This is a genomic window from Cellulosimicrobium sp. NPDC055967 (assembly GCF_042269845.1).
GTDB lineage: Bacteria > Actinomycetota > Actinomycetes > Actinomycetales > Cellulomonadaceae > Cellulosimicrobium.
The window spans coordinates 16,542-30,006 of record NZ_JBHJYJ010000022.1; the positions used below are offsets into that span (position 1 = coordinate 16,542).

General features: G+C 74.3%; 15 protein-coding genes. 6 read left to right on the forward strand and 9 right to left on the reverse strand.

The window, feature by feature from the left end:
* The first annotated feature begins 81 nt into the window (after positions 1 to 81).
* On the forward strand, positions 82 to 675 hold the full coding sequence (locus ACFC2L_RS19085; protein ID WP_375825923.1) for a carboxymuconolactone decarboxylase family protein: 594 nt from the start codon (positions 82 to 84) through the stop codon (positions 673 to 675).
* Positions 672 to 1,592, forward strand: coding sequence for an RNA polymerase sigma-70 factor (locus tag ACFC2L_RS19090; RefSeq protein ID WP_375825924.1), 921 nt, complete (start codon positions 672 to 674; stop codon positions 1,590 to 1,592). The genes ACFC2L_RS19085 and ACFC2L_RS19090 overlap by 4 nt, the downstream gene beginning before the upstream one ends.
* Here ACFC2L_RS19090 and ACFC2L_RS19095 read toward each other — a convergent pair.
* A complete protein-coding gene (locus ACFC2L_RS19095; protein WP_375825925.1) occupies positions 1,579 to 1,797 on the reverse strand; it encodes an SCO4848 family membrane protein in 219 nt (72 codons plus the stop codon). The two genes, ACFC2L_RS19090 and ACFC2L_RS19095, sit on opposite strands and share 14 nt — an antisense overlap.
* A gap of 174 nt (positions 1,798 to 1,971) precedes the next feature.
* On the opposite strand from ACFC2L_RS19095, the gene ACFC2L_RS19100 reads away from it, so the two are divergent.
* The gene (locus tag ACFC2L_RS19100) at positions 1,972 to 2,802 is read left to right on the forward strand and encodes a siderophore-interacting protein (RefSeq protein ID WP_375825926.1); all 831 of its coding nucleotides are present in this window, start codon (positions 1,972 to 1,974) and stop codon (positions 2,800 to 2,802) included.
* Between the two features lie 52 nt (positions 2,803 to 2,854).
* Here the strand turns inward: ACFC2L_RS19100 and ACFC2L_RS19105 are convergent, their stop codons facing one another.
* On the reverse strand, positions 2,855 to 3,964 hold the full coding sequence (locus tag ACFC2L_RS19105; RefSeq protein ID WP_375825927.1) for a fatty acid desaturase family protein: 1,110 nt from the start codon (positions 3,962 to 3,964) through the stop codon (positions 2,855 to 2,857).
* A 150-nt stretch (positions 3,965 to 4,114) separates the two neighbouring features.
* Positions 4,115 to 5,068, reverse strand: a complete 954-nt coding sequence (locus ACFC2L_RS19110; RefSeq protein WP_375825928.1) for a helix-turn-helix domain-containing protein — start codon at positions 5,066 to 5,068, stop codon at positions 4,115 to 4,117.
* 90 nt (positions 5,069 to 5,158) lie between these two features.
* On the opposite strand from ACFC2L_RS19110, the gene ACFC2L_RS19115 reads away from it, so the two are divergent.
* Entirely contained in the window at positions 5,159 to 5,590 is a 432-nt protein-coding gene (locus ACFC2L_RS19115) for a hypothetical protein (RefSeq protein ID WP_375825929.1), read from the forward strand.
* 193 nt (positions 5,591 to 5,783) lie between these two features.
* Here the strand turns inward: ACFC2L_RS19115 and mqo are convergent, their stop codons facing one another.
* The 4 genes from mqo to ACFC2L_RS19135 all read right to left on the reverse strand — a co-directional run bounded on the left by mqo (position 5,784) and on the right by ACFC2L_RS19135 (position 9,625).
* Positions 5,784 to 7,304: a malate dehydrogenase (quinone) gene (mqo, locus tag ACFC2L_RS19120; RefSeq protein ID WP_375825930.1), complete on the reverse strand. Its 1,521-nt coding sequence runs from the start codon at positions 7,302 to 7,304 to the stop codon at positions 5,784 to 5,786.
* Between the two features lie 235 nt (positions 7,305 to 7,539).
* On the reverse strand, positions 7,540 to 8,373 hold the full coding sequence (locus tag ACFC2L_RS19125) for a maleylpyruvate isomerase family mycothiol-dependent enzyme (RefSeq protein ID WP_375825931.1): 834 nt from the start codon (positions 8,371 to 8,373) through the stop codon (positions 7,540 to 7,542).
* Entirely contained in the window at positions 8,364 to 9,053 is a 690-nt protein-coding gene (locus ACFC2L_RS19130) for a pyridoxal 5'-phosphate synthase (protein ID WP_375825932.1), read from the reverse strand. Before ACFC2L_RS19130 ends, ACFC2L_RS19125 begins: the two co-directional genes overlap by 10 nt.
* Positions 9,050 to 9,625, reverse strand: a complete 576-nt coding sequence (locus ACFC2L_RS19135) for a TetR/AcrR family transcriptional regulator (protein WP_375825933.1) — start codon at positions 9,623 to 9,625, stop codon at positions 9,050 to 9,052. Before ACFC2L_RS19135 ends, ACFC2L_RS19130 begins: the two co-directional genes overlap by 4 nt.
* A gap of 121 nt (positions 9,626 to 9,746) precedes the next feature.
* Here ACFC2L_RS19135 and ACFC2L_RS19140 point away from each other — a divergent pair, with 121 nt between their 5' ends.
* Complete coding sequence (locus tag ACFC2L_RS19140; RefSeq protein ID WP_375825934.1) at positions 9,747 to 11,150, forward strand: MFS transporter; 1,404 nt, start codon at positions 9,747 to 9,749, stop codon at positions 11,148 to 11,150.
* 11 nt (positions 11,151 to 11,161) lie between these two features.
* On the opposite strand, the gene ACFC2L_RS19145 is transcribed toward ACFC2L_RS19140, so the two are convergent.
* Positions 11,162 to 11,767 (reverse strand): class I SAM-dependent methyltransferase, encoded by a 606-nt coding sequence (locus ACFC2L_RS19145; RefSeq protein WP_375825935.1) that lies wholly within the window; start codon positions 11,765 to 11,767, stop codon positions 11,162 to 11,164.
* Positions 11,764 to 12,942, reverse strand: a complete 1,179-nt coding sequence (locus ACFC2L_RS19150; RefSeq protein ID WP_375825936.1) for a M24 family metallopeptidase — start codon at positions 12,940 to 12,942, stop codon at positions 11,764 to 11,766. The genes ACFC2L_RS19145 and ACFC2L_RS19150 overlap by 4 nt, the downstream gene beginning before the upstream one ends.
* 125 nt (positions 12,943 to 13,067) lie before the next feature.
* Between ACFC2L_RS19150 and ACFC2L_RS19155 the strand changes: the two genes are divergently transcribed.
* Positions 13,068 to 13,448 (forward strand): cupin domain-containing protein, encoded by a 381-nt coding sequence (locus ACFC2L_RS19155; protein WP_375825937.1) that lies wholly within the window; start codon positions 13,068 to 13,070, stop codon positions 13,446 to 13,448.
* Positions 13,449 to 13,465: the final 17 nt, after the last annotated feature.

Below are 13,465 nucleotides of genomic sequence, written 5' to 3' on the forward strand. Positions count from 1 at the left end.
CGCGGCCCGTGGCGCGCGTCTGGATGGTCGACCCCGCGCTCGACCGGCGCGCACCGCGCCGGCTGACGGAAGGAGACCCTCGTGGCCCGCATCTCGCTCGACCCACCCCGGACCCTGCTCAACCGCACGCTCGCGGCGCTCTCGCGACGCCGGTACGGCGCCGTGCTCGAGCCGCTCGCCGCCGTCGGGCACCACCCGCGCGTCGCGACGACGTACTGCGTCCTCGAGGCCGGCGTCGCGCGGTGGCGGACGCTCGACCCGACGCTGTCCGCGCTCGCGGTCATGGCGTCCGCGGTGCGGATCGGCTGCTCGTGGTGCGTCGACTTCGGCTACTGGGAGTCGGAGCACGGGGACGTCGACCCCCGCAAGCTCCACGACGTGCCCGCGTGGCGCGAGAGCGACGTGTACACCGCCGTCGAGCGGCGCGTGCTCGAGTACGCCGAGGCGGCCACCGCGACCCCGCCGACGGTGACGGACGAGCTCGCGGCCGCGCTGGTCGACGACCTGGGCGAGCCCGCGTTCGTCGAGCTCACCGCCGTCGTCGCGCTGGAGAACCTGCGCAGCCGGATCAACGCGGCCCTCGGCCTGTCCAGCCAGGGCTTCAGCGACCGGTGCGAGGTCCCGCTCGGCGGCGGGCTGCGTGCGGAGGGCACGGCGGGCAGGCTGGCCGGGTGAGCGACCGCCCAGAGCACCGGCTGCCCGACGACGTCGCGGACCTTCGCGGACCCGGCCCGGCCCTCGCGCCGTTCGCCGTGCACCGCCGGCTCCTCTTCACGGTCGCGTACGAGATGACGGGCTCCGCGGCCGACGCCGAGGACGTGGTCCAGGAGGCGTGGCTGCGGTGGTCGTCGGCGGACCGGTCCGACGTCCTGGACCCGCGCGCCTACCTCGTGCGCGTGACGACCCGGCTCGCGCTCGACCGGCTGCGCACGCTGCGGACGCGGCGCGAGACGTACGTGGGATCGTGGCTGCCCGACCCGCTCCTCACGATGCCGGACGCCGCGCTGCAGGTCGAGCGCGCGGAGGACGTCTCGATGGCGCTGCTCGTCGTGCTGGAGACGCTGAGCCCGCTCGAGCGCGCCGTGTTCGTGCTGCGCGAGGTGTTCGACGTCCCGTACGACGAGATCGCCGAGGGCCTCGACCGCTCGCCTGCGGCCGTGCGCCAGACCGCGCACCGCGCGCGCGAGCACGTGCGGGCGCGTCGCCCGCGGTTCACGCCGCCCGACGACGCGCAGCGCGCCGCCGTCGAGCGGTTCATGGCCGCGTGCGCCACGGGCGACACGACCGCGCTCGTCGAGGTCCTCGCGCCGGACGTCGTCGTGGTGAGCGACGGCGGCGGCAAGGCGCGCGCGGCGCTGCGCCCGGTCATGGGCGCGGACAAGGTGGCACGGATGCTCGTGGGCCTCTCGGCGAAGCCCGAGACGACCGCGATGGCGTTCGAGCCGGCGTTCGTCAACGGCGCGCTGGGCGGCGTGTGGACCCGGGACGGGGTGCCGGCGATGGCGGCGTCCGTCGAGTACGACGGCGAGCGCGTCGTGCGCGTCCTGCTCTTCCGGAACCCGGAGCGGCTCGCCGGGCTCAGACGAGCGTGAGGACGCCGAGCGCCCCCACCGCGGCGGCCAGCACGAGCGAGACCGTGATGAGCACGACGTGGACGGTGAGGAAGCGGGTCGCGCGGCCGTCGGCGTCGCGCGAGCGCGGGTCCTTGGCGATGCGCTGGAGGAAGCGCGGCCAGATGAGCAGGTTCCACGCGGCGGCGACGAGCAGGACGACGGACCAGGCGACGGGGAGCTCCACGCGTCGAGCATGACAGCGGCGCGCGGCGTCTCCGGCCGGGGGAGCGCCGCGGGGGGTGTGGGATCGACCACATCGACGGCGACCCATAGGTGAGGCTAACCTTGCTACGGGTCGCCGTGGTCGCGGGGCCGTCGTCCGCCCGGGAGGCCCGGGCCGCACCCCGAGGAGCCGCTGGTGGCCACCTTCACGATGGTCAAGCCCGCCGACGCGCACGTCGTCACGCTGAGCGTGGTGGGCAGCAAGCGGGTGAGCCCGAACGTCGTGCGGGTGACCCTCGGCGGCGAGGACATGGACCTCTTCACGCCCATGGGCTTCGACCAGTGGTTCCGGATGTTCCTCGCCCGCGACGACCAGGACTCCCTGCGCCTGCCTACCCGGACCTCGGGCATGTGGTACGTCCAGTACCTCGCGACACCCAAGGCGCGCCGGCCCTGGGTCCGCAACTACACGGTGCGCGCCGCGCGGCCCGATCTGCGCGAGATCGACGTGGACTTCGTCGTGCATGGCGACGCCGGGCCCGCGTCCTCGTTCGCGCTGTCCGCCCAGGCGGGGGACCGTGTCGGCGTGCTCGACCAGGGGGTGGGGTACAACCCGCGCGTCCCGCACGACTGGACCCTCGTCGTCGCCGACGAGACCGGGCTGCCCGCGGTCGCGGGCATCTGCGAGTCGCTGCCCGACGACGCGCGCGGCCTCGCGATCGTCGAGATTCCCGAGGCGGCGGACGCGCAGGACTTCCGCGTCCCGGCCGGGGTCGAGCTGCGCTGGGTCGTGCGGGAGGACTCCGCTCCTGAGGGCACCGACCCGCACGCGCTCCTGCCCGGCGCGCTGGCGCTCGAGGCGGTGCGGTCGGCCGACCTGCCGTCCGGTCCCGTCTACGCGTACGCGGTCGGGGAGTCGACCCTCGCGACCGGGGTGCGCCGCCACCTCGTCAACGACCGCGGCGTCCCCAAGACGCACGTCGACTTCGTCGGGTACTGGCGGCACGGGCACGCGGCGTCGGCCTGACCGGCTCGCGCGTCGTCGGGCCCGCGGGACCCGACGGCGCGCCGCGGCCCCGTCAGACCTTGCGGAGCTGGCGGAACATCGGGCAGTCGAACGGGTCGCGCGCCGAGAGGCCGACGCGGTTGAGATACCGCACGACGATGCCGTAGGACTGCACGAGGCTCGTCTCCGTGTAGGGCAGGCCGAGGTTCGCGCAGTGCTCGCGCACGATCTCGCGCGCCCGCGCGAGGTGCGGGCGCGGCATGCTCGGGAAGAGGTGGTGCTCGATCTGGAAGTTGAGCCCGCCCATGAGGACGTTCATCCACCAGCCGCCGCGGATGTTCCGCGACGTGAGGACCTGCTTGGACAGGAAGTCGATCTTGGTGTTCTCGGGGATGATCGCCATGCCCTTGTGGTTGGGCGCGAACGACGCCCCCATGTAGACCCCGAACACGGCGAGCTGCACGCCGAGGAACGCGAACGCCATGCCGAGCGGCAGGAACCAGAAGATCGCCCCCACGTAGAGCGACAGGCGCAGCGTGAGGATGACGAGCTCACGGACCCGGTCGCGGAGGTTGCCGCGCGTGCGGCCGCCCGCGAGGAGCGAGCGGTACGCCTGGACGTGCAGGTTGAGTCCCTCGAGCGTGAGCAGCGGGAAGAACAGCCAGCCCTGGTACCGGTTGATGAGCGCGTTGAGCCCCTTGGCGGCCGCGGCGTCGTCGTCGAGGAACACGACGACGTCGGGCGCGATGTCCGGGTCCTTGCCGCGCTGGTTGGGGTTCGCGTGGTGGCGCGTGTGCTTGTTCATCCACCACGAGTGGCTGATCCCCACCACGCCGTTCGCGAGGATGCGCCCCAGGCGGTCGTTCGCGGGGCCCGACGCGAAGACCTGCCGGTGCGACGCCTCGTGGGCGACGAACGCGAACTGGGTGAAGATCAGGCCGAGCGCGCCGGCGATCAGGAGCTGGAACCACGAGTCGCCCAGGAGGACGAACCCGGCGACGGCGCCGCCGAGCGCGAGCGTCAGCACGGCGAGGGTCCACAGGTAGTAGCCGTGCGTCCGGTGGAGCAGACCGGCGTCGCGCACGGTGCGCGACAGCGCGCTGTACGTGCTGGTGACGGCGCCCGGCTCGTCGGTGCGGGGGCGGGTGGCCCGGAAGCCCGGGCGCACTGCGGCAGAGGTCATGTGTCCTCGCGGGGTGTCGGTGTCGACTTCCCAGCCGCGGAGGTGAGCGGGTGCTCGTGGTGCAGATGGCTCTACCCTACGGGACCGTAGGTTGCTCGCACACGCAGGGCAGGTGAAGGACTCGCGAAGGAGCCGACCGGCGCGGCGAGGTCAGGCGGCGAAGCGGAAAGTCTGGCGGTACTCCGTGGGCGTGATGCCGACCGCGCGCCGGAAGTGGTGGCGCAGGAGCGCCGCCGACCCGAACCCGCAGCGCCGCGCGACCTCCTCGAGGTCCAGCGTCGACTCCTCGAGGAGGGACTGCGCGTGCCCCACGCGCTGCGACGTGAGCCACGCGAGCGGCGTCGTGCCCGTCTGGGCGACGAACGAGCGCGCGAACGTGCGCTCCGAGGTGTGGGCCCGGAGCGCCAGGTCCCGCACCGTGAGCGGCTCGTCGAGGTGCTCGGTCATCCACTCCAGCAGCTCGGCGAACGAGTCCTCCGCGCACTCGGGGACCGGGCGCTCGATGAACTGCCGCTGCCCGCCCTCGCGCTGGGGCGGCACGACCATGCGCCGCGCGATCGTGTTCGCGGCCTTGGCCCCGAGCTCGCGCCGCACGAGGTGCAGGCACGCGTCGATCCCCGCGGCGGTCCCGGCGCTCGTGACGAGGTTGCCGTCGTCGACGAACAGGACGTCCGGGTCGATGTCGAGGCTCGGGTACCGGCGGCGCAGCTCGTCGGCGTGCATCCAGTGGGTCGTGACCCGCCGGCCCTCGATCACCCCGGCCGCGGCGAGGAGGAAGACCCCCGAGCACACGCTCAGCAGCAGCGCGCCGCGCTCGGACGCGCGCCGGACCGCGTCCAGCACCTCGGGCGGGTAGTGCGAGCCGATGCGGATCGCCGGGACGATGAGGAGGTCGGCGTCGTCCGTCGCGTCGAGCCCGTGGTCGGGGACGACCTGCGCGCCGACCGAGGTGCGGACGGGCGACCCGGCGACCGGACCGCACACGCGGAAGTCGAACGGCGGGACGCCGTCCTCGCTGCGGTCGAGGCCGAACACCTCGCACACGACGCCGAACTCGAACGGGGCCAGGCCGTCGCACACGACGGTCGCGACGGAGTGCACCATGCACGGCACGCTACGCCCGTGGCGGGATCTTGTCGAGAGGTGTCAGTCCTGCCACTCGTCGGCGGTGCCGCCCGGCGGAAGGGTGGGGGCATGGACATCTTCTGGGGTGTGATGGTTCTTCTCCTCGTCGTCGGCCCGACCGTCGGGGCGCTCGCGGTGCGGCGCGAGGACCGCGCGTGGCCGTGGTTCCCCGCGGGGTCCGACGGCGCATGGCCGGGTGCCGGCGCGTGGGGCGACCGGGCGGTCCAGGGCGAGCGGTGGGACCGGGACGCGGAGCGCCTCGACGCCGACCTGCGGGCAGCGGCCTCCCGCCCGGAGGCGCAAGGCGCGCAGGGTGCGTCGGGCGCGCCCGTCGACCCGCACGAGGTCGCGGCCGAGCTCGTGCTGCGACGCGTCGTCCCGAACCCCGCCGTGCGCGACGGCGTCCGGGGTGCGCTCCCGGCGCCGGCGACGCTCCCTGAGCCGCCGACGTCGTCCCGGCGTCCGCCGAGCGCGGCGCGGCGCGTGCCGCTCCCGCGCTGACCTGGTCGGTGCCCGCGGCGGACGCACGCCGGCGGACGCACGACGGCGGACGCGAGACGGCCAGGACGGCAGGGAGGCGGCTGCAGAGACGCCGCGACAGAGATGCGACGACCGAGACGCGGCGAGAGAGACGCGACGGCCCGGACCTCGTGGAGGTCCGGGCCGTCGTCGGGGGAGGGACGTCAGGTCGAGGTCAGGCGCGCGAGCCGACCGCGTCGACGTCCGCGCCGCCGGTGAGCTGGTCGAGACCCTCGAGCTCCTCGGCCTCCCAAGGGGCGTGGCCGAGGCTCGGGATCATCGTCGCGAGCTCGGGGCGCCACTTGGTGAAGCGGGCGGGGAAGCAGCGCTCCAGCAGGTCGATCATCGCGGGGACCGCGGTCGACGCGCCCGGAGAGGCGCCGAGCAGGCCCGCGATGGAGCCGTCGCCCGCGGCGATGACCTCGGTGCCGAACTCCAGGACACCCTTGCCGTCCTCGTCCTTCTTGATCACCTGGACGCGCTGGCCCGCGGTGATCGTCTCCCAGTCCTTGGGGTGCGCCGTCGGCATGAAGGCCTGGAGGGCGGTGAACTTGGTCTCCGGGCTCGCCAGGAGCTGGCCCACCAGGTACTGGGTGAGGTCCATGTTCTTGAGCCCGGCGCCGAGCATCGAGCCGATGTTGTGCAGGCGCAGCGACGTGAGCAGGCCCAGGTACTTGCCCTTCTTGAGGAACTTGGGGCTGAACCCCGCGTACGGGCCGAACATCAGGTACGTCTTGCCGTCGACGACGCGCGTGTCCAGGTGCGGGACGGACATGGGCGGCGAGCCGACGTCTGCCTTGCCGTAGACCTTGGCCTGGTGCTGCGCGACGAACTCGGGGCTGTCGGTGCGCAGGAACTCGCCGCTGATGGGGAAGCCGCCGTAGCCCTTGGCCTCCGGGATGCCCGCGGCCTGGAGCAGCGGCAGGGCGCCGCCTCCGGCGCCGACGAACACGAACCGGGCCTCGACCGTGGAGCGGCGCTTCGGGGCGTTCCACGAACGGTCCTTGACCGTCAGGCGCCAGCGACCGTCCTTCGTCTTCTTGAGGTTCTTGACCTCGTGCTCGAGGTAGAGCTGCGTGCCCTGCGAGACGAGGTGGTCGACGAGCTGCTGCGTGAGGGCGCCAAAGTCGACGTCCGTGCCGCTCGTCGCGCGCGTCGCCGCGACCGGCTCGTCACCGTCGCGCTCGGCGACGAGGAGCGGGGCCCACTCGGCGATCACGGCGGGGTCGTCGCTGAACTCGAGCTCGCTGAACAGCGGGTGCTGGCGCAGCGTCTCGAACCGGCGGCGCAGGTAGTCGACGTTCTTCGCGCCGCGCACGAAGGTCATGTGCGGCGTGCGGGAGATGAAGCTCGCGGGCTGCGGGAGCGCGCCCGTCGTCAGCAGGTGGTGCCAGAACTCGCGCGACACCTCGAACTGCTCGTTGATCTTCACCGCCTTGGTGATGTCGATCGAGCCGTCCGCCTTCTCCGGCGTGTAGTTCAGCTCGCACAGGGCGGCATGGCCGGTCCCGGCGTTGTTCCACGGGTTCGACGACTCCTGCGCCACGGCGTCCAGACGCTCGTAGATGCGCACGGTCCAGGAGGGTTCCAGGACCTTGAGGAGGGCTCCCAGCGTGGCGCTCATGATGCCACCGCCGATGAGTGCTACGTCGATCTGGTCTGCGCTGCTTGCGGGGTTGCTCGCTCGACTCGACACGCTCCGATTCTACGCTTGTGAAAGAGTGCACTAAGTGTGCGTTCCATCACGGGCGTGCGTCACACTTTCCCGGGACGAACGTCCCGACCGGCACAGGCCGGACGTCTCACCCACACCCCGGGGCCCCGTCCGCCGAGGTAGAGCAAGGCCGCGGAGTGCTCAGAAGCGTCGACGGCTGAGCGGCGGGTTCGGCTCGTGCCCGAGACCAGACCACGCGCCGAACCGCACCGCGGGTCTACCGCGGCGGCGAGTACGGGGAGGGCCAGGGGCCGATGTCGGGGAGGGTGACCCGTTCGCCGGAGCGGAAGGCGAGGGGTTCGGCGTCGGGGGCGCGGCCCGCGAGCCAGGCGGCGACGTCGGTGAGGCGACCCCGGACGACGACACCGGCTCGCGCGTCGAACCCGGGGTCGCTCCCCACGGGAGTCTCCGAGTCGGGAGAGACCCCGGGTTCGGCGGCGAGGCGAAGGCCGCCCGGACCCACCCCGAGCGCGGTGGGCTCGCTCGCGACCTCGACCACGACGTCGTCCGTGAGGCGGACCCCGAGGAAGTCGAGGAGGTGGAGGCCGAGCGCGCGCGGCCAGGTGTCGAGGCCGATCCCGGCGTCGAGGTCCACGGCGTGGATGCGGGACTCGCGCCACCATGCGACGAGCGCGTCGGCGACGGTCCCGTCGCGGTAGGTCACGGGGGCGTCCCACCCGGACGACCCGGGAGCGGGCCACGCGGCGTCGAGGCGCTCGGCGAGCGACTCGAGCGCGGCGACGTGCTCGGCGACGGACCGGCGGGCACCCGCCTGGATGCCGGCCTCGCGGCCGGCGGCTCCGCCGTCGTACACCTCGACGAGCTCGTCGCGCGCGGCGCGCTCCGCCTGGCGGGCCATCGCCTCGCCGATCGCCGTGACGTGCGCGAGCACGTGGCTGCGCGACCAGCCGGGGAGGTCCGAGGAGCCGGCGAGGGCGTCGTCGTCGAGGGCGCGCGTCGCGGCGGTGACGGCGGCGAGCGCGGACCGGGCGTCGTGGCGCACGTCCTCGACGTCGGGGAGGGCGAGCGGGCTGGTTCCGGTCAGGGCCACAGGAGCTCCTTCGTCCAGGGGAGGCGTTCGTCGGTTCCGGCGTCGGGTCGTGCGGTGTAGCGGAGTCGGGTCTGGCCCTCGGGCGAGGACGCCCAGAACTCGACGCTCGTGGGCTCCAGCGCGTACGCCGTCCAGGCGTCGAGGACGACGTCGGGCTCGGCGCGGACCCGCGCGAGCGCCGCGTCCCACGCGGTCCGGTAGGCGTCCCGCGACGCGAGCGGGGCGCTCTGCGGCCCGGCGAGCGCGGTCGCACGGGAGAAGTCGGAGCGGGCGCGGAAGTCGGCGGCGGACGCGTCGGGGCCGAGCGGGACCACCGGACCGCGCACCCGCACCTGGCGGCCGAGCTCGCGCCAGAAGAACGTCAGCGCGGCGTTCGGGTTTTGCGCGAGCGCCAGGCCCTTGGGCGAGTCGGCGCGGGTGGCGAAGAGCCAGCCGTCGCCGTCGACGTCCTTGAGGATCAGCGTCCGGGCGTCGACCCGGCCGCTCGCGTCGGCGGTCGAGAGGGTCGCGGCGTGCGGTGCCGGCAGGCCGGCGTCGATCGCCTCCTCGAGCCACTCGACGAAGAGCGTGCTCGGCTCGTCGGGCGCCGCGTCGACGTCGAGGCCGGGGAGCTCGGCGCCGAGCACCGGCAGCGCGCGCAGGCGCTCGCGCAGGGACGGGCGGTCGGGTGCGGCAGTCATGCGTCCTCCGGCGGGTCGGCGGGTCGAGGGTCCAGGAGCGCGACGAACCCGCGGGCCGCCGCGGTCATCGCGTCGGGGTCGTCGAGGGCGCGCGCGAGGACGTACCCGCCCTGCACGACGGCGACGGCCGCGAGCGCGCGGTCGCGGGCGGCGTCGTCGGGCACCCCGTCGTCCGCCAGGACGGCGGCGGCCAGGTCGACGAGCCCGCGGAAGTAGGCCCGGACTTCCGCCGCCAGCGTGGCGTCGTCCATGACGGCCTGGTCGCTCACGAGCCGCCCGACCTTGCAGCCGGCGAGCGCGGGCCGCGGCCGCTCGAGGTAGCGGACGAGGCGTTCGACGGCCGATCCGCCCGCGTCGAGGTCGCGGTGCGCGGCGTCGAGGCCGGCCGTCGTCGTGGCGTGCACGGCGGCCGCCGCGAGGTCGTGCTTGGTGGGGAAGTGGTGGTAGAGGCTGCCCTGGCCCACGCCGCTCGCGGCGAGGACCTCGCGCGGGCTGGTCGCGCCGACGCCCTGGGCCCAGAACAGCTCCTGCGCGGCGGCGACGAGGCGCGCGCGGGCGGTGGTCGTCGTCATGCTCCGTACCATACCTACCTCTAGGTATGGTGTCGAGCGGTCGCCAGCTGCTCCCCACGCGTCACGCCGTGCCGCCCCGCTCGGTCGGGACGGCATGAGAGCGGAGTCGTACGGTGGGTCGGTGACGGTGCAGCAGCGGGTGCTGGTGGTCGCGGTCCTCGCGTCGTTCGTGTCGTTCCTGGACGGCTCGGTGGTCAACGTCGCGCTGCCCGCGATCTCCGCCGAGCTGACCACCGGCCCGGTCACGGGTCTGGCGCTGCAGCAGTGGGTCGTCGACGCCTACATGATCACGCTCGGCGCGCTCATCCTCCTGGCGGGCTCGCTGTCCGACGTCCACGGCCGGCGCCGCGTCATGGCGATCGGCCTCGTCGGCTTCGCGGTGACGTCGGTCGCGTGCGCGCTCGCCCCCGACGGGCTCTTCCTCGTGGTGGCGCGCGGGCTCCAGGGCGTCGCGGGCGCCCTGCTCGTGCCCAGCTCGCTCGCCATGATCATCTCGACGTTCGACGGCGAGCGGCAGTCCCGCGCGATCGGCTCCTGGACCGCGTGGACCAGCACGGCGTCGCTCGTGGGGCCGCTGCTCGGCGGGATCCTCATCGACACCATCTCGTGGCGCTGGGTGTTCTGGATCAACGTGCTCCCCGTCGCGGTGACGCTGTGGCTGCTGCGCGGCGTGCCGCGGTCGGCGGCGGAGGAGCCGGGCGCCGCGGGTGGCCCAGACGGGCGACGGCACATCGACGTCGCCGGGGCGACGCTCGCCGCCGTCGGGCTCGCGGGCACCGTGTTCGCGCTCATCGAGCAGGGGCGGTTCGGGTGGGCGAGCCCGGTGGTGTGGGGGCCGTGCGTCGTCGGCGTCGCGTGCCTCGTGGTGTTCGTCTGGTGGGAGCGGCGCGCCCCCGACCCCATGCTCCCGCCGCGCCTGTTCCGCGTGCGCAACTTCGCCTGGGGCAACCTCGCGACCGCCGCCATCTACGGGGCGCTCTACTTCGGCGGGTTCGTCGTCACGCTGTTCCTCCAGCAGGTCGGCGGGTACAGCGCGACCGCCGCCGGGCTCGCGCAGCTCCCGGTGACCCTCGTGCTCCTCGCGCTGTCCACGCGGTTCGGGGCGCTCGCGGGCCGGTACGGTCCGCGCCTGTTCATGACGGTCGGGCCGCTCGTCGGCGGGGCCGGCTACCTGCTCCTGCTCACGACGACCGACGACGCCGTCTACGTCACCCAGGTCCTGCCCGGCCTCGTGCTCTTCGGCCTCGGCCTTGCGATGACCGTCGCGCCCCTCACGTCCGCCATCCTCGGCTCGATCCCCGCGGCCGACGCCGGCATCGGCTCGGCGGTCAACAACGCGGTGTCCCGCGTCGCAGGGCTCGTCGTCATCGCGTTCGCGGGCGTGATCGTCGGCGGCGTGCTCGACCTCGATGGCTTCCACCGCTCGCTCGTCGTCACCGCCGCGCTGCTCGTCCTCGGCGGCGCGCTGAGCTGGGTCGGCATCCGCAACGAGAAGGTGCGCGCGACCGCGGACGCGCTCGGCTGAGCGACGCGGGCTCAGCCGGGTGCGCGGGCGACCACGGCGTACGTGTGCCAGTGCTTGGGCCCGCTGAACGCCTCGCCGTCCTCCTCGACCTCGTCGAGCACGACGACGTCCAGCCCGGCGAGCAGGCCGCCCACCTCGGCGCGGGTCAGGAAGGTCTCGTCCGGTGCGCCCGCCCACGAGTCGCGGTCGCCGAACAGGTCGACGGCGAGCCACCCGCCCGGGGAGAGTGCGCTGCGGACCTGCCACCAGGCGTCGTCGAACGCCGGGCGGGGCACGTGCGGGAGCGAGTAGCTCGCATGAACGAGGCCTACGGACGCGGGGTCGACCAGGGTGGAGACGTCTGCGAAGCCGGCCTCGTGCACGGCGAGCCGGGTGCGGTCGCCCGGCCGGACGGCGTCGCGCACCAGGTCTCCCGTCCCCGGGGCCGGGTCGAGCGCGACGACGCGCCACCCGGCGTCGAGCATCGCGGCCGTCTCGACGCCCGCCCCGCAGCCCAGGTCGAGCGCGAGGCGCCGGTCGCCCGGACCCGCGAGGTCGAGGACCCGGCGGCACAGGTCACGCACGGGCCGCCCGCGCTGGGCCGCGTTGTAGGCGGGCCAGCGCGCCGGGTCTCTCACCGGACGGTCTGGAGGTCGTGCGTCGAGGTGTTGAGGCGGCGTGCGCCGTCGGGCACGTCGGGCGGGAACGCGACGACGATGTCCTCGATCCGCACGCCGAAGCGGCCGGGCAGGTAGACGCCCGGCTCGACGGAGAAGCACATGCCGGGCTCGATCGGCCGGTCCTCGCCCTCGACCATGTACGGCGGCTCGTGGGTCGTGGTGCCGATGCCGTGCCCCGTGCGGTGCACGAAGAACTCGCCGTAGCCCGCGTCGGTGATGACGGCGCGCGCGGCGCGGTCGACGTCCTGGCACGTCGCGCCCGGACGCACCGCGTCGACCCCCGCCTGCTGGGCGCGGCGGACGACGTCGTAGACCTCGCGCTGCTGTGCTGCCAGGGCGTCGTCGGTGCCGCCCTCGACGAGGACCGTGCGCGTCGTGTCGGAGCCGTACCCGTGGCGCAGCCCGCCGAAGTCGAGCACGACGAGGTCGCCCGGCTCGATGACCCGGTCGCCCGCGTCGTGGTGCGGGTCGGCGCCGTTCGGGCCGGCGCACACGAGCGTGAAGTCGACCTGCTCGTGCCCGTGCTCGCGCAGGAACCGGTCGAGGTCGGCGGCGACGTCCCGCTCGCGCCGGCCCGCGAACGCGACCTCGCGGACCTGGGTGAACGCCGCGTCGGCGGCGGCGCCTGCCGCGGCGAGGCGCTCGACCTCCTGCGCGTCCTTGACGGCGCGCAGCGTCGGGACGGCGTCGGTGAACGCGGTGAACCGCGCGTCCGGGAGGGCTCGCTGGAGACCGAGCACGTGCAGGGCCCACGTCGAGTCCGAGACGGCGTAGGTGCCGGTCCCGTCGAGGAGCCGCGCGGCGGCGGCGTGCTCGTCGTCGCCGTCCCGCCAGGTCACGACGTCGAGCCCGTCCGCGCCCGGGGCCGAGGCCAGGTCGCCCCGCTCGAGCAGCGGCACGACGACGGACGCGCCGGTCCGTGCGCCCGGCTCGCCCGTGGGGAGGACGAGCAGCGTGAGGCGCTCGGTGTCCGGCGGCGCGTAGCCGGTGAAGTAGGCGAGGTCCGGGCCGGGCGAGACGAGCAGCCCCGCGAGGCCGGCCTCACGGGCGTGCGCAGCCGCGCGCTCGCGGCGGGCGGCGTAGACCTCGGGGCCGAACGCGCCCCCCGGACGTGCGGCGTCGGTGCTGCTCATGGTGCCAGCGTGGCACCGCCCACCCGCGAGATCGACCCGAGAGCTCCGACGTCGACCCTCTGAAGGTCGATCTCGGACGTGCGGGTCGATCTCGCGCTGCGCGGGGGGAGTGGCAGGGTGGGCACATGACCGACGTGCGCAACCTCTTCGCCGCCCTCGACGCGTTCGACGGGCACTGGCAGCCGCACCGGGTCGCGAGCCTCGACGACGAGGACGTCAAGGTGGTCAAGGTGCTGGGCGAGTTCGTCTGGCACGACCACCCCGAGACCGACGAGCTGTTCCTCGTGCTCGCGGGCGAGCTGACGATCGACCTGCGCGAGGACGGCGTCGAGCGTGCGGTCGTGCTGGGGCCGCACGACCTGTTCGTCGTGCCACGCGGCGTCGAGCACCGCCCGCGGGCCGACGTCGAGACCTCCGCGGTGCTCGTCGAGCGCCGGGGGACCGTGAACACGGGGGACGCGGGCGGCGACCTCACGTCGCCGCTGCGCGAGCTGCCGGACGCCTGACGGCGTCGATCTCGCGG